The sequence below is a fragment of the Hymenobacter sp. J193 genome (genome assembly GCF_024700075.1).
Lineage (GTDB): Bacteria > Bacteroidota > Bacteroidia > Cytophagales > Hymenobacteraceae > Hymenobacter.
The window spans coordinates 3,318,068-3,337,694 of the sequence record NZ_JAJONE010000001.1 but is presented as its reverse complement, the minus strand read 5'-3'; the positions used below and the strand labels follow the sequence as shown (position 1 = coordinate 3,337,694).

At 57.1% G+C, this 19,627-nt stretch carries 20 protein-coding genes; 3 read left to right on the top strand and 17 right to left on the bottom strand.

Annotated features, from left to right (window positions below):
- Positions 1 to 95 precede the first annotated feature (95 nt).
- From LRS06_RS14685 to LRS06_RS14605, 17 genes are all read right to left on the bottom strand, one after another.
- Entirely contained in the window at positions 96 to 497 is a 402-nt protein-coding gene (locus LRS06_RS14685) for a DUF983 domain-containing protein (RefSeq protein WP_257872159.1), read from the bottom strand.
- Between the two features lie 4 nt (positions 498 to 501).
- Positions 502 to 759, bottom strand: a complete 258-nt coding sequence (locus LRS06_RS14680) for a hypothetical protein (protein ID WP_257872158.1) — start codon at positions 757 to 759, stop codon at positions 502 to 504.
- 123 nt (positions 760 to 882) lie between these two features.
- Positions 883 to 1,437 carry a DUF420 domain-containing protein gene (locus LRS06_RS14675; RefSeq protein ID WP_257872157.1) on the bottom strand — a complete coding sequence of 185 codons (555 nt, stop codon included), beginning with the start codon at positions 1,435 to 1,437 and terminating at the stop codon, positions 883 to 885.
- A complete protein-coding gene (locus tag LRS06_RS14670; protein ID WP_257873418.1) occupies positions 1,412 to 1,906 on the bottom strand; it encodes an SCO family protein in 495 nt (164 codons plus the stop codon). The genes LRS06_RS14675 and LRS06_RS14670 overlap by 26 nt, the downstream gene beginning before the upstream one ends.
- Positions 1,907 to 2,089: 183 nt before the next feature.
- A complete protein-coding gene (locus LRS06_RS14665; RefSeq protein WP_257872156.1) occupies positions 2,090 to 2,425 on the bottom strand; it encodes a cytochrome C oxidase subunit IV family protein in 336 nt (111 codons plus the stop codon).
- A gap of 115 nt (positions 2,426 to 2,540) precedes the next feature.
- The gene (locus LRS06_RS14660) at positions 2,541 to 3,311 is read right to left on the bottom strand and encodes a cytochrome c oxidase subunit 3 (protein ID WP_257872155.1); all 771 of its coding nucleotides are present in this window, start codon (positions 3,309 to 3,311) and stop codon (positions 2,541 to 2,543) included.
- Between the two features lie 25 nt (positions 3,312 to 3,336).
- Complete coding sequence (locus tag LRS06_RS14655; RefSeq protein ID WP_257872154.1) at positions 3,337 to 3,924, bottom strand: cytochrome c oxidase subunit 3; 588 nt, start codon at positions 3,922 to 3,924, stop codon at positions 3,337 to 3,339.
- A gap of 100 nt (positions 3,925 to 4,024) precedes the next feature.
- Positions 4,025 to 4,876 carry a heme o synthase gene (cyoE, locus tag LRS06_RS14650; protein ID WP_257872153.1) on the bottom strand — a complete coding sequence of 284 codons (852 nt, stop codon included), beginning with the start codon at positions 4,874 to 4,876 and terminating at the stop codon, positions 4,025 to 4,027.
- Between the two features lie 54 nt (positions 4,877 to 4,930).
- On the bottom strand, positions 4,931 to 6,007 hold the full coding sequence (locus LRS06_RS14645) for a heme A synthase (RefSeq protein ID WP_257872152.1): 1,077 nt from the start codon (positions 6,005 to 6,007) through the stop codon (positions 4,931 to 4,933).
- A 153-nt stretch (positions 6,008 to 6,160) separates the two neighbouring features.
- Complete coding sequence (locus LRS06_RS14640) at positions 6,161 to 8,029, bottom strand: cbb3-type cytochrome c oxidase subunit I (protein ID WP_257872151.1); 1,869 nt, start codon at positions 8,027 to 8,029, stop codon at positions 6,161 to 6,163.
- A gap of 24 nt (positions 8,030 to 8,053) precedes the next feature.
- Positions 8,054 to 9,121 carry a cytochrome c oxidase subunit II gene (locus LRS06_RS14635; RefSeq protein ID WP_257872150.1) on the bottom strand — a complete coding sequence of 356 codons (1,068 nt, stop codon included), beginning with the start codon at positions 9,119 to 9,121 and terminating at the stop codon, positions 8,054 to 8,056.
- A 79-nt stretch (positions 9,122 to 9,200) separates the two neighbouring features.
- Entirely contained in the window at positions 9,201 to 10,523 is a 1,323-nt protein-coding gene (locus LRS06_RS14630; RefSeq protein ID WP_257872149.1) for a quinol:cytochrome C oxidoreductase, read from the bottom strand.
- 3 nt (positions 10,524 to 10,526) lie between these two features.
- Entirely contained in the window at positions 10,527 to 11,279 is a 753-nt protein-coding gene (locus LRS06_RS14625) for a cytochrome c (RefSeq protein WP_257872148.1), read from the bottom strand.
- Complete coding sequence (locus LRS06_RS14620) at positions 11,279 to 11,803, bottom strand: DUF3341 domain-containing protein (RefSeq protein ID WP_257872147.1); 525 nt, start codon at positions 11,801 to 11,803, stop codon at positions 11,279 to 11,281. The genes LRS06_RS14625 and LRS06_RS14620 overlap by 1 nt, the downstream gene beginning before the upstream one ends.
- Positions 11,796 to 13,250, bottom strand: coding sequence for an NrfD/PsrC family molybdoenzyme membrane anchor subunit (nrfD, locus tag LRS06_RS14615; protein ID WP_257872146.1), 1,455 nt, complete (start codon positions 13,248 to 13,250; stop codon positions 11,796 to 11,798). Before nrfD ends, LRS06_RS14620 begins: the two co-directional genes overlap by 8 nt.
- A 93-nt stretch (positions 13,251 to 13,343) precedes the next feature.
- A complete protein-coding gene (locus LRS06_RS14610; protein WP_257872145.1) occupies positions 13,344 to 16,373 on the bottom strand; it encodes a TAT-variant-translocated molybdopterin oxidoreductase in 3,030 nt (1,009 codons plus the stop codon).
- A 148-nt stretch (positions 16,374 to 16,521) separates the two neighbouring features.
- Entirely contained in the window at positions 16,522 to 17,856 is a 1,335-nt protein-coding gene (locus LRS06_RS14605; protein WP_257872144.1) for a cytochrome c3 family protein, read from the bottom strand.
- 380 nt (positions 17,857 to 18,236) lie between these two features.
- Between LRS06_RS14605 and rpsF the strand changes: the two genes are divergently transcribed.
- The 3 genes from rpsF (at position 18,237) to rplI (ending at position 19,421) form a co-directional block, all read left to right on the top strand.
- Complete coding sequence (rpsF, locus tag LRS06_RS14600) at positions 18,237 to 18,614, top strand: 30S ribosomal protein S6 (protein ID WP_196957458.1); 378 nt, start codon at positions 18,237 to 18,239, stop codon at positions 18,612 to 18,614.
- Between the two features lie 4 nt (positions 18,615 to 18,618).
- Positions 18,619 to 18,870, top strand: coding sequence for a 30S ribosomal protein S18 (rpsR, locus tag LRS06_RS14595; RefSeq protein ID WP_149071344.1), 252 nt, complete (start codon positions 18,619 to 18,621; stop codon positions 18,868 to 18,870).
- Between the two features lie 107 nt (positions 18,871 to 18,977).
- Complete coding sequence (gene rplI / locus LRS06_RS14590) at positions 18,978 to 19,421, top strand: 50S ribosomal protein L9 (protein WP_257872143.1); 444 nt, start codon at positions 18,978 to 18,980, stop codon at positions 19,419 to 19,421.
- The last annotated feature ends 206 nt before the right edge of the window (positions 19,422 to 19,627 follow it).

Below are 19,627 nucleotides of genomic sequence, written 5' to 3'. Positions count from 1 at the left end.
ATTTGGCCGTGTTCCGATTTCTTAATAATGGACCACCGCTCTATACCTGGGAGGACGCCGCTACAGACAAAAATGCCGCCAAATGGCGGCATTTCCTATTGGTGAGTAGTCAGCGGGGCCCGGGCAGGGTCGTAGTCGATGGAGCCAAACCAGTACAGCATCAGGGCCCGGGCGTAGCGGAACAGCAGCGGCGTGAGCAGTATCACCGCGAAAGCCACGCTGGTAATGTACACCCACACGGGCGGGTCGCCGGCCAGATAGTAGAGCGTAAGGCCCACCAGCACCACAATACCCACCGACAAGCCGTAGCTGATGTACATGGCGCCCCAGTAGAACCCTACTTCCGGCTCGTAGTGCTGCCCGCACACGGGGCAGGCCTCATACATAGCATCGAACCTGCGCAGCTGGTAGGCCGGATACCGAAACAACGGCCCCGTGTGGCAGCGTGGGCACCGGAGTGCCAGCAAGGCCAGGGCCGTCGACGGATGGTGCGGCATTAGGTTAGCGCTGAGCCAGCTTTTTCTTTTTGTTGTTTCGATACCACCAGAAGCCCACCGTCCCAATCAGCAGGTACGGAATCGTCATCAGGTACAGAATCCCTTTGTTAAGACCGGAGGTATCGTAGCCGTCCTTATCGGAGCGGGAGGCCTCTACCTGGGTTTTGCACATGGTGCACTGAGCCTGCGCGGCCATTGGGGCCACGCTCCGCAGGGTGGTGAGCAACACCAGCCACAGGGCAAAAATAACTAGCTTTTTCATCTTCTAAGCCAACACCCGCTGCCGGGGAAAGTTTCGTTGTATCGGTTTTCAGTTGCCGGTTGCCAGTAGCAAGAGTTTAACGCTTCAGCCACTGGCAACGAAAAACTATCAACGGGCAACTGCCTACTGGTAATAGGGTGAAATCATTAGGTACACGATGACGCCCGTCACCGACACGTACAGCCAGATGGGAAAGGTCCAGCGGGCAATGCGGCGGTGCTTCTGAAACTGCTCCGTGAGGGCGAAATACAGGGTAAACAGCACAAGCCCCACCGTCACGGCAGCCAGCACAATGTGGGTAAGTAGGATAAAGTAATATACCCCACGAATCAGCCCCTGGCCGCCAAACCTGGTGGACGGCACCTGTGAGTGGTAGGCCACGTACGACACCAGAAACAACGAGCCCAGCAGAAAGGCCAGGCCCATCATCAGTCGGTGCCGGGCCACGTTTTTGCGCCGGATAAAGTAGTAGCCGACCACCAGGAAAAGTGCCGTGAGCGAGTTCAGCCAGGCATTTACTTCTGGCAGGGCCTTCACATTCAGCCCCGAAACCTGAAACGCGCCGGGAAAGAAGTACAGCACGGCCACGGCCAGCGGAATAATGGCCGCCAGCGCCCCCAAAAGGATTTTATACTTGGTGAAGTTGCCGGGATTAACGGCCGGGTTGTTCGAGGTCATACGAGTAAAGCATTACGCCGATTTCGGTGATGAGCCGCTCAATCTCCTTGGCACTGGTACCATCGTAGCGGCCACGCAAATGGCCGGTGCGGTCTACCAGCAACAGTTGCTGGCTGTGCTCCAGCCCCGGCGATACGCCCTGGGGCGGCGGCAAGCGAAACTCATCCGTGGCTAAACGATACAGCGCGCTTTTGTCACCGGTCAGGAAAAGCCATTTGCCCGCAATGGCGCCGTACTGCTCGGCGTAGCGCTCCAGTTGGGCCGGTGTGTCGTGGGCGGGGTCGAGGGTGAAGGACGCGAGGCGCAGGCGCGGCTCGCGGCGAAACTTCTCCTGCACGCGCTGCAGCTGGCTGCTCACCTGCGGGCAGGCGCCGGGGCAGGTAGTGTAAAAGAAATTGGCCACGTACAGGCCATCGGCCAGGTCCCGGCTGGAAATGGCGCGGCCGGACTGCGACTGAACCGGCGGCAGCTGGATCTGGTGAAAAACAGTATCGCGCTGCCACTCCCCCCTACCTGCGTCGAGTCGACGCGGTCGGGCAGGTAAGTTGGCAGCGCGTAACGGTTGGTTCCGAACGTATTCAGAAACAGAAACGCCAGCACCGGCACCAGCAACATCAGGCCCAACACGAGGGTTTGTTTGGGCCGCATGCGGTTAGCGGTTGAAAACGGCCTCGTTGATGTACGAGCCTTCCGTAATCAAAGCCACCAGCAGCCACACCAGCAGGGCCATCGGCACCATAATCGTCCAGATCAAGCCCTTGGTTTCATGCTTCAAGTGCATGAACTCCGCCACGATGAAGAACGCCTTGAAGATGGTGAGGATGATGAAGATGGCATTGCGGAGCGTGCCGGGGTCCATCAGGAATACGAACACGAATTCCAGGGCCGTGATGCCAACCAGAACGAAGAACGTTTTCCAGATCCAGCCGGTGTTTGGCTTGGCAATTTCGGCTGGATTATGCGGGTCGAGGCCTACGTGATGAGCCATTGTGTTGAGAATTAAGAATGGAGAATGGAGAACTAAGAATTGATGACTAAAAATCAAGACATAACCGGCCTGACCGATACTTCTCAATTCTTAATTCATAATTCTTAATTACCTCCTAAACGAGGTAGAAGAAGGTGAAGACGAACACCCACACCAGGTCTACAAAGTGCCAGTAGAGGCCAATCTTTTCCACCATTTCGTAGTGGCCGCGCTTTTCGAAGGTACCATTGGTGGTAGCAATGAATGCCCACACCAGCAGGCAGACGCCCGAGAATACGTGCGTGCCGTGGAAACCAGTGATGAAGAAGAACAGGTCAGCGAACAGCACGGGACCGTACTGATTCATCGTCAGGTTGGCGCCGTGGAAAATGGTGCCATCGGCCATGCGCGTACCTTCGTCGGTGCCGCCGATAAAGTGGCTCCATTCCCAGGCCTGCGAGGCCAGGAAGGTAGCCCCGAACAGAATCGTCCATAGCAGCCACTTCTGCACGTCCTTCTTATCCATACGATGGCCGGCTTCTACGGCCAGTACCATCGTCACGGAGGAGAAGATGAGAATCATCGTCATCAAAGCCACGAAAGCCAGCGGCAGGTCCATGCCGTGCAGGCCGGGGAAGGAGTTGAACACCTTGTCGGGCACGGGCCAGTAGGCCGAGGAAAATTCAAACGCTTTGCCGGAGGCCGCATCGAACGCCGCGTGGCGGTGACGGATGAGGCCGTAGGTGGTGAGGAAGGCGGCGAAGGTGAAGGCGTCCGACAACAGGAAGAACCACATCATCAGCTTGCCGTAGCTTGCCTTAAATGGTTCATTGCCGCCGTCCCAAGGTCCGCTGCGGGGCGTGTCGAGAGTGGCAGCGTGCTGCGTTGCCGCTTGTGAAATGGCCATAGTGCAGGTAAAGAAGGTCGAAAAACTAGTGGTTCAAAAGTAGGAACAAATACAGGTACAACCAAAGCCCCCCGAGGAAGTGCCAGTAGATTGTGACGTTGCCAATGGACAGCATCTGGCGTGAATGCACCTGATAGTTAAAGCTTTTGCGCAACACTTTCAGCAGAAAAATCAGCCCCGTAACCAGGTGAAAAGCGTGCACACCCATCAGCACGTACAGAAACGAACCCGATGGATTAGCATCAACGCCGCCAAAGTGAATCTTGTTACGCACCAGCTCGGCCCACACCTGCCACTGCCCTACCAGGAAAGCCGCCCCCAGCAGCAGCGTCAGCCCCAGGCCAAGCTTCACCTGGTTTAGCTCATCCTTGCGGGCGGCAAAGTAGGCCCACTGCACCGCGGCGCTGCTCAGCACAATCAGCACGGTATTGATGAGCATGCTGGCGGGCAGCTCAAACTCCAGCCAGTTGCCTTCTTCCCGGCGCACAATGTAGGCGCTGGTGTAAGCGGCAAAAATCATGAAGATGCTGATAATCATCAGCCACAGAACCAGCCGGGTCGGGTGCAGACCGGTACCGGGCTCTTTGTTGGTTAGGGTTTCGGCAGGATGCATAGTATTGACTTTTGAGGGTTGATTTGATGCCTTGCGGTAGGGTTGTCATCTCAGATAACAACAAGTAACCACTCAGCAATTCAGCTATCCACCCAGTTAATTACACTTTGTCGAGCACAAGGGCAATCTGCACGATGGGCAGATACAGGAAGGAGCCAAACATGATGCGCATAGCCGCTTTTTTGGTGCAGGTGCGCATCAGGTAGAAGGTTTGCATCAGGAACAGCACCCCGCAAATGGCGGCCACCATAGCGTACGTGGTGCCCGTCATGCCGAAGTACAGCGGCAGCAAGCTCAGCGGAATGAGCACCAGCGTGTAAGTCATGATCTGAATGGCCGTGCGCATGTCTTTGCCCCCGGGCGTGGGCAGCATCTTGAAGCCGGCCTTTTTGTAGTCGTCGTCGAGCACCCAGGCAATGGCCCAGAAGTGCGGAAACTGCCACATAAACTGGATGCCGAACAGCACCCAGCCCTCAATACCCAGCACGCCCGTGGCCGCTACCCAGCCGATGAGTGGGGGCATGCCGCCCGGAATGGCGCCTACAGCTACACAAATAGGCGAAATGGTTTTAAGCGGGGTGTAGATGAAGCCGTACAGAATCAGGGAAATCAACGACAGGGCCGCCGCCAGCGGGTTAAAGAAGTACGCCAGCATCCCCAGCCCCAGCCCGCCCAGCAGCAGTACAAATGCCCACGCCTCGGCGCTGGACAATATCCCCAGCGGCAACGGGCGCTGGGCTGTGCGCTTCATCAGCTTGTCGAGGTCCTTCTCGAAGATCTGGTTGATAGTGTTGGCAGCACCCGTCACGGCCAGGCCGCCCAGCATCACCAGCAGCGCGCGGCTCCAGTCCAGCTCCTTGGCGCCCAGCAGGTAGCCGACGGCGCTGGAAAAAGATACCGTCAGCGACAACCGAAACTTAAGGAGCTGAAAATATGCCCGGGCTTTACTCATGCGAGAGGATAACAACGCGTCGGGGGCAAATGCTTCCCGAACGGGGCCGCAAAGTTACGCAACAACGCCCGGACTAGCTTCTTGCCGCCGCAACTTAGTGGCCCGATGGTAAGCCAGCACTACTAGGAACTGCAGTCCAAACAGCACCGTAGCCAGCGTGAGGTGTACCGGCTGCACGGCCGCCGGCAGCGCCCAGTACGCCAGCGTAATGCCCGCCACAATTTCCAGCCCCAATGCTGCCACTACCGCCACCGACAGCGGCCGCAGGCTGCCCCTCGAGCCCACGTACAGCCGGTAGGCTAGGTACAGGTTGAGCACGAGCAGCACGGCTGAGAACGTGCGGTGTACCCGGAAGGTAGTGCCCAGCTGCTCTATCCACTCGCTGCGGCCAAGATACTGAGCGGCCGCGGCCACCATATCCACTTCCTCGCGTACCTGCGTGCCCAGCACGATCTGCCCAAATGTTGCCAGAGCCGCCAGCCACAGGCCCCAGCCCAGGCCCGCCACCGTGGCTTCCGATGTGGCCCCCTGCCGCAGCTGCGACCGGTCCACGGCATAGAGCAGCATAGCCACAATCACCAGGGCCAGCCCCATGTGTATCGTCACCATTATGGGCAGCAGGTTGGTAGATACCACCAACGACCCCAGCCAGCCCTGGAAGCCCGTTAGCACAAAGCTCCCGAAAGTCAGCCAGAACACGGCCCGGTCACGGCGCCAGTAGGGCAGCGCTAGCAGTACCGTCACGAAGATGAACACCCCAATCAGCGCACCCAGTAGGCGGTTCACGTACTCAATCCAGGTTTTGGTAGGATTGAAGTCCGTTTCGATATACTGCGTGGGGTGCGCGAATATTTCTCCGGCCACCTGCTCGAAGCCCAGCCGCTCCAGCGTGCGGGCCAGCTTCTGGTTTTTGGCTACCCGCTGGGCTGTGTACACTTCTTTGTAGTCAGCGGGCAGCTGGCTGATGTGGGTGGGCGGCACCCAGGAGCCAAAGCATTTGGGCCAGTCGGGGCAGCCCATGCCGGAACCGGTACTGCGCACAACGCCGCCTACCAGAATCAACAGGTAAACGCTTGCCACTGTCAGGATACCGAAAAATCGGAAACGGCGCACAAAAGCAGGAGTTTGCATAAGCAGGAGCACGCCTGACGGGTGCCGTAGATAACGGGAAACAAAGCAGCTTCCCAAGGTTTGCACATGTCTGGGCAGGTGCTACAAAATGCCGGAAAGAAAACGGGCCGCCGTAGATACAGCGGCCCGTTTCGGGTTAGTAGAAGCCAGCGGCTATTCCATGTCCCGCTCGTAGGGCAGGTTCGACGACTGCGTCTTCGAGAAGGGCACGTTTTGCGGAATGAAGTCTTCCACTGCGCCGGGCTTGCTGTAGTCGTAGGGCCAGCGGTACACAGCGGGAATTTCGCCGGGCCAGTTGCCGTGGCCGGGCTCGATGGGCGCCGTCCATTCCAGCGTAGTCGAGTTCCAGGGGTTCTGGGAAGACTTGCGGCCGCGGAAAATGCTGTAGAAGAAGTTGAAAATGAAGATGAACTGCGCAAAGAAGGCCAGAATAGCGGCCAGCGAAATAAACTTGTTCAAGTCAGCAAACTGCGAGAACATGTCGAAGCCGGTCCAGGCGTAGTAGCGGCGGGGGAAACCGGCAATGCCCACGTAGTGCATCGGCAGGAACACCAGGTACACGCCAATGAACGTCAGCCAGAAGTGCACGTAACCCAGTTTCTCGTCCATCATGCGACCGAACATCTTCGGGAACCAGTGGTACACCCCGGCCCACAGGCCGAAGAAGGCCGAGGAACCCATTACCAGGTGGAAGTGAGCAACCACGAAGTACGTGTTGTGCATCTGAATATCCAGCGCAGCATTGCCGAGAATGATACCCGTCAGACCACCCGAAATGAATAGGGACACGAAGCCGATGGAGAACAGCATGGCCGTGGTAAAGCGGATGTTACCGCGCCACAGCGTAGCCAGCCAGTTGAAGGTCTTCACTGCCGAAGGCACTGCAATGATGAGCGTCAGGAACATGAAGACCGAGCCCAGGAAGGGGTTCATGCCCGTCACGAACATGTGGTGAGCCCACACAATGAACGACAGCAGCGAAATACCCAGTAGGGAGCCAATCATGGCGCGGTAGCCGAAGATGGGCTTACGGGCGTTGGTTGCCAGGATTTCCGACACCATACCCATAGCGGGCATAATCACGATGTATACCTCGGGGTGACCCAGGAACCAGAACAAGTGCTGAAACAGAACCGGCGAGCCGCCCACGTTGTGCAGCGCCTGCCCGGCAATGTAGATGTCCGACAGGAAGAAGGAGGTACCAAACGAACGGTCAAAGATCAGCAGCAGCGCGGCTGAAAACAGCACGGGGAACGAGAGCAAGCCCAGAATAGCCGTCAGGAAGAACGACCAGATGGTGAGCGGCAGCTTGCTCATGCTCATGCCGCGGGTACGCAGGTTGATAACCGTGGTGATGTAGTTTACGCCACCCAACAGCTGCGATACAATGAACAGCGCCATCGATACCAGCCACAGCGTCTGACCAGCACCCGAGCCGGGAATGGCCTGGGGCAGCGCCGACAGCGGCGGGTAAATTGTCCAGCCAGCAGCAGCGGGGCCGGTTTCGATAAACAGCGACACGAACATAATCACACTGGAGATAAAGAAGAACCAGTATGAAAGCATGTTCATAAAGCCCGAAGCCATGTCGCGGGCCCCAATCTGCAGCGGAATCAGGAAGTTGGAAAACGTACCCGACAAGCCAGCCGTGAGCACGAAGAACACCATGATGGTGCCGTGCATCGTTACCAGGGCCAGGTAAAACTCGGGGTTCAGCTTACCGGCTTCAATCCACTTGCCCAGGAAGGGCGAGAGCCACTCGAAGGTAGCCTCGGGCCAGCCCAGTTGCAGACGGAACAAGCTCGACAGCGTGCCACCCAGAATAGCCCAGAAGATACCCGTAATCAGGAATTGCTTGGCAATAACCTTGTGGTCGGTGCTGAAAACGTATTTCTCCAGAAAGTTCTGCTCATGATGCTCGTGGTGCTCATCATGGTGCAGGTGTTCGTCGTGCTCGAGGCCGGGCTCGGTTGCCCCGATGCCCCCTTGCACGTTCGAATGAGTAGGAAGATTAGCAGCCATAGAAATGCGGGCGGTTTAGAGAGGTTACAGCGAAGCCTTGGCAGCAGGAACAACAGCGGCCGCGGCCGGAGTAGTTTCAGCAGTACCCAGCGGTGCGGCCTTTTGTTTGAAAGTAGCCAGCACATCGGGATTCTGCGACGAGAACGACTGCTGCTTGGCATACCAGGCCTGGTAGTCGTCCGGCTCATCCACGATGATAGCCAGCTTCATGGCGAAGTGTCCCCGACCGCAGATCTGGTTGCAGGCCAGCTCGTAGTTGAAGCTGGGGTTGCCAAGCTGGGCACGCATCTCATCCGTGGTTTTGGTGGGCGTAAACCAGAATTTGGTAGGCATACCCGGCACAGCATACATCTGCACCCGGAAGTGCGGCATATACACGGCGTGAAGTACGTCGCGGGAGCGGATTTTCAGCAGCACCGGGTGGCCTTTTGGTACGTGGATTTCTCCGGCTACGAAGTCGTCGAGGCCCTTCTGGTCGCTCAGGTCAAAGCCAAACTCGTTGGTGGCGTCAATCAGGCGGTAGTTTACTACGCCCAAGGTCTGGTCGCGGCCGGGGTAGCGCACCAGCCAGTTGAACTGCTTGCCCATTACTTCGAGCACCACCGAGTCCTTCGGGGCGGGGCCGGTGATACGGCTCCACTCCTTCCAGCCAGCAAACACCAGACCGGCCATTACGATGGCCGGAATAACCGTCCAGATAACTTCGATCTTGTTGTTGTGGGGAAAGAAGAAGGCGCGGCGGCCGTCCTGGTGCTGGTACTTATAAGAGTACACAAACAGGGCAACCTGCGTAATCACGAACACAATACCGATGATGATCATCGTGGTCCAGAACATACGTTCCGTGGCGTGGCCGTGTACGGAGGCAATCGGCGGGTTCATCTTGCTGTAGTTTTCGATGAAAGACCACGCGAAGGCCGCGCCGCCGAGCAACAGGAAGGCCAGCATCAGAATGCCATTCACGCGGTTGCTCATGCCGATTTCGCGCACGAAGCTACCCGAGAAGATAGAGGTGAGAATCTGGAGGCGGAACAGCAGGCCAAACACGACCAGCAGCAACACCAACACCAGAAGAATACCAAGAACTGTCATGGTGATGAAAGTTAAAGCTTGTGGTTAGTAAGCAGCGGCCGGAAGAATAGGTTCCGGCCGCTGGCTGATACTACCCGGATTAGGTGGTGTGGTGAAGGCTTTCGTCGAGGAAGGGGTGATTCAACGGAACCAGCGGAGCCTGCGCCAGCCGCTTGGTCATCAAAATCAGAAACGCACCCAGGAATACCAATGCCACGCCGATTTCAATCAGGTATCCGTTGTTTTCCTGCATGGTCGAAGGCATCAGCATCAGGTAGAAGTCCGACCAGTGGCCAATCAGGATAGCAATGCTCACGATTTTCATCATGATCATCTGGCGCTTGGCATCCCGCGTCATCAGCACCAGGAAAGGGAAGACGAAGTTGATAACCAGGTTGAAGAAAAACAGCCAGGTATACTGGCCGCCAAAGCCGCCAAGGCGCTGGTTGAAGTAGATGGCTTCTTCGGGCAGGTTGGCGTACCAGATCAGCATGAACTGCGAGAACCACACGTAGGTCCAGAAAATGCTGAAGCCGAACATGAACTTACCCAAGTCGTGCAGGTGGCTGGCCTGCACCCAGCGCAGGTAGCCGGCCTGTTTCAGCAGGATAGTGCAAAGCGTGATGGCCGCAATGCCCGATACCCACCAGGAGGCGAATACGTACCAGCCAAACATCGTGGAGAACCAGTGCACGTCAACCGACATAATCCAGTCCCAGGCCGACATTGACGAGGTTACTGCGAACAGCACTAGGAACAGAGCTGACACATTGATGTGCCGGTGGAAGTATTCCGTGCCTCCGTTCAGATCTTCGGTCAACGAGAGCTGACGCAGCTTATGGGTGAAAAAAGCCCAGATGCCAACGTAAACAATTGTGCGAATCAGGTAGAAAGGAACATTCAGGAAGCCTGACTTGCCCGCAACAATTGCATCGTAGTTGGCATCGCCTTCCACCATGATGCCCGGCATCGTCCAGTGGAAGATGTCATGATTGATCATGCCTAAGCCGAAGATGAGCAGTACCAGAATTCCTCCGGGCAGCACGAAAGCGCCCAGCGCTTCCATCACCCGGCGCAGCAGTACCGACCAGCCTGCGTAGGCTACCGACTGGATTGCCAGGAACACCGTGCCGACCACTGATACGCCGAGGAAGAACACGTTGCTGTGCCACAAGCTCATGATGAGACGCTTGAGCCAGATAGGACTGCCGTGGTGTTCAGCAGCGCCACCGTGGGCCGCGGCCGCACCGTGGGCTGCACCAGCTGCTTCGTGGTGCCCGCCGATGTTGAAGGCGGCAATCAGCAGACCGGCTGCCAGAACCAGCACCCCGGCAATGATGATCCAGATAAATTTTTTGCGCGTGCCCGACGAAACCTCCAGGTATTCGGCCGTCACGGCGTCGTGATGCGTCAGAGTTGCCATAGATTAGTTTGCCGTGCCGTTACGTGCTTTGTCTCCACCCTGGCCCGGAGTTTCCGAAGCCTTGTTCGCCTGTGCCTCCTGTACCGGAGCCTGCTGCTGCTGGTCGCGGGACTGCGATGAGTCAGCCACAGCTACGCCGGCCGTAGAAGCGCCGCGCGAAGCCAGCAGGTCCGTTACGCCATCCGGGCCTTTGCCCAGCTGTAGCGCCCGCACATACATGGTAATCTTCCAGCGTTCCTCGGGGTTTACCTGCGAGCCGTGTGGCATCATGCGGCCTTTGCCCCACTGAATCACGTGGTAGATGTGGCCGTCGTTCATGGTTTTATAGGCGCCCGCCGAGTAGTTGGGCACCCCTTTGAACTTCTTGCCTACTTCACCCTGTCCGTCGCCCTGCTCGCCGTGGCAGTGCTGACAGTTGCGCAGATACAGCGCTTTGCCTTCTTCCAGGTTTTCTTTCGAGTAAGCATACGGATTACGCAACGCCTTTTCGGCGGTAGCTACATCCTCTTTCCCGATGTGGTTGTAGTAATTGGCTTTACCACGGGGTACTGTGCCCACCACGGGGGTGCGCTGATTGATACCCATGGGGTTCACCCGGTTGGCATTCACTTGGCGCAACGGGTCGTACGGAATGGATTCGTACATCTCCGGAGCATACTCAATGCCGGGGTCGTCGGGGCGGTTGCAGGCAGTGGTGAACACCGATGCCAGCAGAACGGCCGACGCTTGCAGACTTAGTTTCAGCGAATGCGTCATTAGAACTTGGACATTTCTTTTTCATTCACCTCCGAAGCACCATTGGCGCGCAGCAGCTGGGTTACTTTGCCCAGATCTACGCCTTCCTTCAGCTCAATGGCTACTACAAACTTGTCGTCGGTAGAGCGCACATCGAGCACCGGAGTTTTCCAGCGCGGATACAGCTTGCTGATGGCATAGAAGGTGATAACCATGCCGTGGCAGCAGAAGAATACCGTCAGCTCGAAAGAAACCGGGATGAAGGCCGGCAGCGCAATGTGGGGCTTACCCCCGATGATCATTGGCCAGTCGAAGCCCAGCGTGTAGATCTGCAGCCACAGGGCAAAGCACAAACCTGTGAGGCCATAGAAGAAGGCCGCAATGGGCAGGCGGGAACGTTCGATGCCGAGAACATCGTCGATGCCGTGAATGGGGAACGGGGTGAAGACTTCGTAGATTTTCACGCCCGCTTCGCGGACGTTTTCAACGGCGTGCAGCAGCACGTCTTCGTCGTCGAAGATGCCGAGGGCGAAGCGCTTAGTCATGCTTATCGTAGTTTACAGGAGCCGAAGCCGGAACCCCGTGGGTGGCGGGTTGATGAACTGCGTGGTGCGGGTCGTGGCCCGTGTAGGTGGGGCCATTGTCCACGGTGTACTTAAGTACTGACTTCACCTCGGCCATGTTAATCACGGGGAAGAACTTGGCAAACAAGAGGAACAAGGTAAAGAACAAGCCCAGCGTACCTACATAGATGCCGATGTCAATCCAGGAAGGCGAGAACATAACCCAGGATGAGGGCAGGTAGTCGCGGTGCAGCGAGGTAACGATGATTACAAACCGCTCGAACCACATCCCGATGTTTACGATGATGGAGAGGATAAACGTGAGCGGGATGCTGTAGCGTACCCGGCGGAACCACACCAGCTGAGGCGTAATTACGTTGCAGGTCATCATGCTCCAGTAAGCCCACCAGTAAGGGCCCGTGGCGCGGTTGATAAAGGCGTACTGCTCGAACTCCACCTGCGAATACCAGGCAATGAAGAACTCCGTGATGTAAGCCACCCCTACAATGGAGCCCGTAATCATCATGATTTTATTCATGAGGGCAATGTGCTCCAGGGTGATATAGTCTTCCAGCTTGAACACTACGCGGGTAATCAGCATCAGCGTGAGTACCATGGCGAAGCCGGAGAAGATAGCGCCGGCCACGAAGTAGGGCGGGAAGATGGTGGTGTGCCAACCCGGTACAACCGAGGTAGCAAAGTCCATCGATACGATGGTGTGCACGGAGAGTACCAGCGGGGTTGAAACGCCGGCCAGAATCAGCGACACCGTTTCGTAACGGCTCCAGTGCTTGGCTGAGCCTTTCCAGCCCATGCTCAGGAGTGAATAAGCTACTTTGGCAATAGGACCTTTAGCGCGGTCACGAATGGTAGCAAAGTCGGGCACCAGACCCGTGTACCAGAATACCAGCGACACGGTGAAGTAAGTGCTGATGGCAAACACGTCCCATAAGAGCGGGGAGTTGAAGTTGGCCCACAGCGAGCCAAGCGTGTTTTGCAGCGGGAATACGTAGAAAGCCAGCCACGGACGCCCCATGTGCAGTACCGGGAACATGGCCGCGCAGATTACTGCGAAGATGGTCATGGCTTCGGCGGCGCGGTTGATGGAGGTGCGCCACTTTTGACGGAATAACAGCAGTACGGCCGAGATGAGCGTGCCGGCGTGGCCGATGCCTACCCACCACACGAAGTTCGTGATGTCCCAGGCCCAGCCCACCGTTTTATTCAAACCCCACTCCCCGATACCGTACCACAGCGTGCGGTAAACCGAGTAGAAGAAAATACCGAGAAAAAACAGGGCCACGGCCAGGGCCGCCATCCACCGAACATTCGGGGCGGCTTCTACCTGACGGCACACATCCTGCGTGACGTCGTGGTACGATTTTCCCCCGGTTACGAGCGGCTCCCGTACAGGCGATACGTGCTGCATAGTGTTTAGGTATTAGGGACTTGGGTACTTAGGGACTTGGTTTATGATGGGCGTTGGTCGCAAAAACCAATTTTCCAAGCCCCCTTGAACTGTTTAAGCGTTAAACTCCGACGAGTCGGTGTTGCGAATCTTGGTCAGGTACGTGATGTTGGGCTGCACGTTGATGGCATCCAGCACATGGAAGGCCCGCTCGCCGTCTTCGCGGCGCAGCAGCTTCGAGATGCGTGATTCCGGGTCGCGCATGTCGCCGAACACGATGGCCTGCGTGGGGCAGGACTGGGCGCAGGCAGATACGATTTCGCCATCCTGCGGACGACGCTTCTGCTTTTTGGCTTCGAGCTTGCCCAGCTGAATGCGCTGCACGCACATCGAGCACTTTTCCATCACGCCGCGGGCGCGCACCGTCACGTCGGGGTTCAGCACCATGCGGCCGAGGTCCGTGAACATGTGGCCGTTCACGTCTTCGAACTTCTCGTTGGAGTAGTACGAGAACCAGTTGAAGCGACGAACTTTATACGGGCAGTTGTTGGCGCAATAGCGCGTGCCTACGCAACGGTTGTAGGTCATCTGGTTGAGACCTTCCGAGCTGTGCGTGGTGGCCAGTACCGGGCATACCGTTTCGCAGGGAGCGTGGTTGCAGTGCTGGCACATCATGGGCTGGAAAATTACCGAGGGGTTCTCGGAGGGGTCTTCCATGGCTGCGTAGGTGTCCAGCTTGCCTTTCTCTTCGAAGTCCGACTTGTGAGCCGCGGAGCTATAGTAGCGGTCGATACGCATCCAGTGCATCTCCCGGCGGTTGATAACCTCCTGCTTGCCTACTACGGCCACGTTGTTTTCGGCCTGGCACCCTACCACGCACGAGCCGCAGCCAATGCAGGAGTTCAGGTCCACGGCCATGCCCCAGTGGTGGTTCTTGTACTCGTAGTCCTGCCACAACGACACTTTGCCGGGCATTACTTTGCCTTCGGGTGTAACCAGCTTTTCGTACTCGGTTACTTCCTTAGGGTCTTTCTGGTATTGCTTCAGCGTAGCTTCCTGCACCACCGGCTTGCGGTCCATGATGGTATGGTGCGTCTGCGTCTGGGCAATGGGCGAGGTAGCGCCGGTTTTTTCCAGCGTTACCGTAGTAGCATAGCTTACTGCCCCGTCTTTCACGGTAGTCAACGGCAGCACGTTGGCGCCTACCTTATCGGCCACCTTGCCGGCCTTTTCGCGACCATAGCCCAGCGCAATGCTGATGGAGCCGTAGGCCTGGCCGGGCTGAACCAGCACGGGCAACTCAACGCTCTTACCGTTAGCCGATACTTTTACTACATCGTTTTGCTCCAGCTGCAGATCTTTCGCCTGCTTTTGCGACATGGCTACGTAGTTGCCCCAGGTAGCTTTCGAAACCGGGTCGGGCAGCTCCTGCAGCCAGGGGTTGTTGGCTTCCGCCCCGCTGCCTACGCCTACTTTTTCGTAGATAAACAGTTCCATGCCTGAGCCTTTGGGAGCTGATGCAATCGACTGAGCAGCAGCAGCAGCACTCATGGGGGCAGTTAGCTGAGCTACCGGAGCTGGCGAAGCCGTGCCCGTAGCTACGCCATCGTGCACGGCTTTGTCCCAGGCTTTCTGGAAGTCACCGCCCAGTACGCCCTGCCATTGGGCCCGTAGGTAGTTGTAGTAGCTCTGTGGATTGCCGGCCCAAGTCAGGAGGGAGTCCTGCGCCTGGCGAGTGGCAAACAGCGGAGAAATAGCTGGCTGCGACAAGCTCAGGAAGCCGCGCTTAGGCTCAAAGTCATTCCACGATTCCAGCCAGTGGTGGTCGGGCACAGCGTACTGACACAGCGAGCCGGTTTCGTCCAGCCGGTCGTTCAGCGAAATCGTCAGCCCTACCTTGGGCAAGGCGGCAGCCAGCTGAGCACCTTTGGGGTGGTCGAAAACGGGGTTAGCGTGGTAGAAAATGACTGCCCCTATCTGGCCAGTAGTGATATTCGTAATCAGGCGGTCAATGCGAGCGTCGTCGCCCTGACGCACCATGGAGGGGTTAGCCGTATCCACAGCCGCCGAGCCCAGCGCAGTGTTGATGGCGGCAACCAGCGTTTGTACGGCCGGATCGTTCGAGCCCGACACGACCAGACCACGGCTGCCCGCAGCTTTCAGCTCGTTGGCGGCTTTGGTTAGCTGGTCGTTTTTGTAGGATGAGCCAGCGCCACCGCCTACTACGGTGTTGTACAGGGCCAGCGTGGCGGCACCGAGTTCCGAAGGTTTAACCGGCACGCGCACGTCGGCGTTGGAGCCGGTCAGCGACATAGCCGTTTCGAACTGGTAGTGGCGCGACATGGTGCGCTTCTCGCTCAAAACCTTACGGTTCTGAATGTACTGCGTGGCAAACTCCACCGGCGAAATCCAGGTACCAAGGAAGTCGGCCGCGAGGCTTACGATAACGTTGGCTTTGCTGAAGTCGTAGGCAGGCAATACGCCGCCGTTGGCCCGTAGCAGTGCCGAAGCCGAGTTCACGTCGTACATCACGTGCTCGGTTCCGGCGTAGCGCGAGGTAAACTCGGCAATAACCTTCTTGGTGCTCGGGCTGATGATAGTCGGCGACACAATGGCAATGCGGCCGGCGCTGGCCAGCTTCGCGCGGATTTCCTGGTCGACGCGGTCCTTCTCAGCTTTCTGGCCCTTGATGGCGAAATGCTGCAGACGAGCACCGTCGTAGAGGCTCAGCACAGCGGCCTGACCGCGGGCCGAAAGGCCACCACGCGTAACGGGCGACTCGGGGTTGCCTTCCAGCTTGATGGGCCGACCCTCACGGGTTTTCACCAGCACGCTGTTGTAATCCTGACCCGTGAAGTAGGTCGAAGCGTAGAAGTTGGCAATACCTGGATCAACCTCTTCGGGCTTGTTCAGGTAAGGAATAGCCTTTTTAATGGGTGTTTCGCAGCTGGCGAGGGTAGCGGCGGCCAGGCCGAAGCCCATCAGCTTGAGGAAGTCGCGGCGCGGGGCAACCGAGGCGTCGGAAGAGCCATAGGTTTCCTTCACCGGCAGGAAGTCTGCAAACTCCGTGAGTGCATTCTTCACGAACTCCGGCGAGTTCTCCAGTTCCTCAATTCCCTTCCAGTACTTAGGCGACTCTTGCATTTGTTATGGGGTCTTGGGGGCTTGGGGACTTAGGGTCTTGGATTTCGACCTTTCATCGTCCACAAGGTCAATGCTTGTCTTTATTTCCAGTAAGAGTAGTTAGGTGAGGCAGCTATAGGGCTAGCTGTGCCCTAGCCACACCAACCAATTAGTAGTGGCACTTCGAGCACTCGGTACCACCGTTTGACGATACGGTGAACGGCACGGCGCCATTGGCCTTGTCGTGCAGCTGCACCAGCTTGTCGTAGTAGCCGTTGCCCTTGGTGTTGAGCGGCGTCTCGCGGTGGCAGTTGATGCACCAGCCCATCGTTAGGGCCGAGTACTGGTACACTACATCCATGTTCTGGATGGGGCCGTGGCAGGTCTGGCATTCCAGGCCACCCACCTGCGTGTGCTGGGAGTGGTTGAAGTAAGCCAGGTCGGGCAGGTTATGAACCCGCACCCACTGAATGGGCTGGTTCTTTTGAATAGCCCGGTAGATTTTCTTGATTTCCGGCGACTCCGTTTTGATCTGCGAGTGGCAGTTCATACAGATGTTGGCGGAGGGAATGTTGGCCGACTTGCTTTTGTACACCGAGGTGTGGCAGTAGGCGCAGTTGATCTGATGCTCGCCGGCGTGGAGCTTGTGCGAGAAAGCAATAGGCTGGGTAGGCTGGTAGCCCTGCTGCAGGCCCACGGCCATTACGCCTTGTACCGACTCATACAGCACCGCCAGCAGGAAGATACCCAGGGCCAGACCACGAACCACTTTCGACTTGTAAAGCTTGGTCCAGTCGAAGCGCTGCTCGAGCAGTTCTACGTCGCGGCCGTCGAGGTCCTTGCGGCCCCGCAGCACGTCCTTCATGATGTTGGCAATGATAACCAGCGTTACCACCAGCACAATCAGCACCACTACCAGCACGATGAGCAGGATATCCACGTACTTACCGGCACCGGCTTCCGTGCCTGGACCCTTAGGATCAGTTGAATCTTTGCCAACTTCACCTTTTGCATCACCACCAACTGGGCTGGCTTTGCCTTCTTCGGCCGTGATATACGATACAATCGAGGTAATTTCAGCATCCGAGAGCTGGAAGCTGGGCATCTGCTGCTTCTGGTACTGATTGTAGATCTTCACCGCGTAATCGTCGCCGCTGGCCACCATTTTGCTGGAATTTCTGATCCACGGAATCAACCAAGATAGGGAGCGGCGCTTGGTGATGCCAGCCAGGGCCGGGCCTACCACCACTTCATTCACGGCGTGGCACTGGGCGCAGTTGCCTTTGAAAAGGGCGTCGCCGGCAGCAATAGCGGCAGCATCGCCGGTAGTGGCACCTGCCGCGGCCGCGGGGGCAGCTACGGCCGTAGCGCCGGGAGCTACTCCTTCCTTGCTCACATCCGGGGCAGCTCCCACATCCTGCGCTGAGGCACGATCAAGGGAAGCAAACGACAGAAAGAGAGCAAGTAAGCAGTAAGGAAGGGTACGTAGTCGGATGCCAGTCATAGCACAAATTGACGGGGAAAAAGAAACGCGGGGGTGCTTCAAGGCCACAAATGTAGGTCGGGAAACCCAGAGAACAAACCTGCACAGGCTAATTTTCGGCCTTACGAGCTTGTCTGGAATTGTTCTAAAAATGCGTTTATCTACTCCTTATATAATAGGAGCGCAATACGGGTCTGTTTTAGTTAGCAATGGGAGCTACCTGCTTTGGCAAAGAGTAGCAACGCTCTGATGGTAGCTGGCCAACCGGTTTTCGGCTGAGTGTTACGCCCTTACTATGCGGAGGGCAGAAAAGAAATTCGGAACCACCGGCTTCAATCCTGAATGGAAAGCGTATCTTTGCGCCCTCATTTAGTTTTCAATCACATTTTCACCCCGTCGTAATGGAAGTAAGAAATTACGAGACGGTCTTCATCTTGACTCCCGTGCTGAACGAGAGCCAGGTGCAAGAGACGGTCGAGAAGTTCACCCAGGTGCTTAAGGAAAATAGCGCCGACATTATCCACCAGGAAAGCTGGGGACTCAAGAAACTGGCTTACCCGATTCAGAAGAAATCGACCGGCTACTACTTTCTCGTGGAGTTCACCGGTTCGGGCAATATCGTGGACAAGCTGGAAACCAGCTTCCGCCGCGATGAGCGCGTTATCCGGTTCCTGACCACCGTACTCGACAAGCACGCTGTAGCCTACAGCCAGCGTCGTCGGAACGGGGAGATGAACCAGCAGAAAGCCAAACAACAATCGGAAGCTGTAGCCCAATAAGTATATGAGCCTCGCCAACGAAAGAATCCACAAGCAGGAGCAGCGCGTGAAGTACTGCCGCTTCAAGAAAGCCGGCATCAAGTACGTGGACTACAAAGACCCGAACTTCCTGCTCAAGTTCGTGAACGAGCAGGGCCGCATTCTGCCCCGCCGCATCACCGGTACCAGCCTGAAGTTTCAGCGCAAAGTAGCCCAGGCCGTGGCCAAAGCCCGTCACCTGGCGCTGATGCCCTACGTAACCGATTCGCTGAAATAGAAAATTAGTATTGGGTAGTTGGTATTGAGTAGTGAGACCTATGCGAAGTTTCTTCGCTCCGTTCTTACTCAATACTTACTACTCACTGCTCAATACTAAACATAGACATGGAAGTAATCCTGAAAGACGACGTAAAGGGTCTGGGCTACAAGAATGATCTTGTGACGGTAAAGGCTGGCTTCGGCCGCAACTACCTGCTCCCCCAAGGTCTGGCCGTACTGGCTGATAAGACCAACAAGAAAATCGTTGCCGAAAACGTACGCCAGGCCGCTCACAAAGCGGATAAGGTAAAGGGCGATGCCCAAGCCGTGGCCGACAAAATCGGTGACACCGTGGTAGACCTGCCCGCCAAGGTGGGTGAAAGCGGCCGCATCTTCGGCCGGGTAACCACGCTGCAGCTGGCCGACGCCCTCAAGGCGAAAGGTATCGACGTAGACCGTAAGCGTCTCTCGTTCGACCAGGAGCCTGGCTCGGTAGGCGAATACACCGCTACGCTGGACCTGCACCGCGAAGTGAAGCACAAAGTACGCTTCAACGTAGTATCGGAGTAAGCTCAGCTTGCTTTAGAAAAAGCCCGGTTGCTTTGGCAGCCGGGCTTTTTTATGGCCTTTGCGGTACCACTTTACGTACTCCCGGCAGGGCCGTGCCACAATCGGTGGCGGGCTGTTACCTTTGTCTTCTCTATAGCCGTTTTTTCCTGGCCTGGTAGCGTTTGCTCGGCCGGCTGAGGGTGCCGCCAGCTGGCTGGCGCCGCAGC

Bases quoted from the DNA above. Each gene is read 5' to 3' on its own strand.
- LRS06_RS14625 (WP_257872148.1), bottom strand. From the start codon at position 11,279: ATGACGCATTCGCTGAAACTAAGTCTGCAAGCGTCGGCCGTTCTGCTG.
- nrfD (WP_257872146.1), bottom strand. From the start codon at position 13,250: ATGCAGCACGTATCGCCTGTACGGGAGCCGCTCGTAACCGGGGGAAAA.
- LRS06_RS14655 (WP_257872154.1), bottom strand. From the start codon at position 3,924: ATGCATCCTGCCGAAACCCTAACCAACAAAGAGCCCGGTACCGGTCTG.
- LRS06_RS14660 (WP_257872155.1), bottom strand. From the start codon at position 3,311: ATGGCCATTTCACAAGCGGCAACGCAGCACGCTGCCACTCTCGACACG.
- LRS06_RS14640 (WP_257872151.1), bottom strand. From the start codon at position 8,029: ATGGCTGCTAATCTTCCTACTCATTCGAACGTGCAAGGGGGCATCGGG.
- LRS06_RS14665 (WP_257872156.1), bottom strand. From the start codon at position 2,425: ATGGCTCATCACGTAGGCCTCGACCCGCATAATCCAGCCGAAATTGCC.
- rplI (WP_257872143.1), top strand. From the start codon at position 18,978: ATGGAAGTAATCCTGAAAGACGACGTAAAGGGTCTGGGCTACAAGAAT.
- rpsF (WP_196957458.1), top strand. From the start codon at position 18,237: ATGGAAGTAAGAAATTACGAGACGGTCTTCATCTTGACTCCCGTGCTG.
- LRS06_RS14685 (WP_257872159.1), bottom strand. From the start codon at position 497: ATGCCGCACCATCCGTCGACGGCCCTGGCCTTGCTGGCACTCCGGTGC.
- LRS06_RS14680 (WP_257872158.1), bottom strand. From the start codon at position 759: ATGAAAAAGCTAGTTATTTTTGCCCTGTGGCTGGTGTTGCTCACCACC.
- LRS06_RS14620 (WP_257872147.1), bottom strand. From the start codon at position 11,803: ATGACTAAGCGCTTCGCCCTCGGCATCTTCGACGACGAAGACGTGCTG.
- LRS06_RS14630 (WP_257872149.1), bottom strand. From the start codon at position 10,523: ATGGCAACTCTGACGCATCACGACGCCGTGACGGCCGAATACCTGGAG.
- cyoE (WP_257872153.1), bottom strand. From the start codon at position 4,876: ATGAGTAAAGCCCGGGCATATTTTCAGCTCCTTAAGTTTCGGTTGTCG.
- LRS06_RS14675 (WP_257872157.1), bottom strand. From the start codon at position 1,437: ATGACCTCGAACAACCCGGCCGTTAATCCCGGCAACTTCACCAAGTAT.
- LRS06_RS14605 (WP_257872144.1), bottom strand. From the start codon at position 17,856: ATGACTGGCATCCGACTACGTACCCTTCCTTACTGCTTACTTGCTCTC.
- LRS06_RS14645 (WP_257872152.1), bottom strand. From the start codon at position 6,007: ATGCAAACTCCTGCTTTTGTGCGCCGTTTCCGATTTTTCGGTATCCTG.
- LRS06_RS14610 (WP_257872145.1), bottom strand. From the start codon at position 16,373: ATGCAAGAGTCGCCTAAGTACTGGAAGGGAATTGAGGAACTGGAGAAC.
- rpsR (WP_149071344.1), top strand. From the start codon at position 18,619: ATGAGCCTCGCCAACGAAAGAATCCACAAGCAGGAGCAGCGCGTGAAG.
- LRS06_RS14635 (WP_257872150.1), bottom strand. From the start codon at position 9,121: ATGACAGTTCTTGGTATTCTTCTGGTGTTGGTGTTGCTGCTGGTCGTG.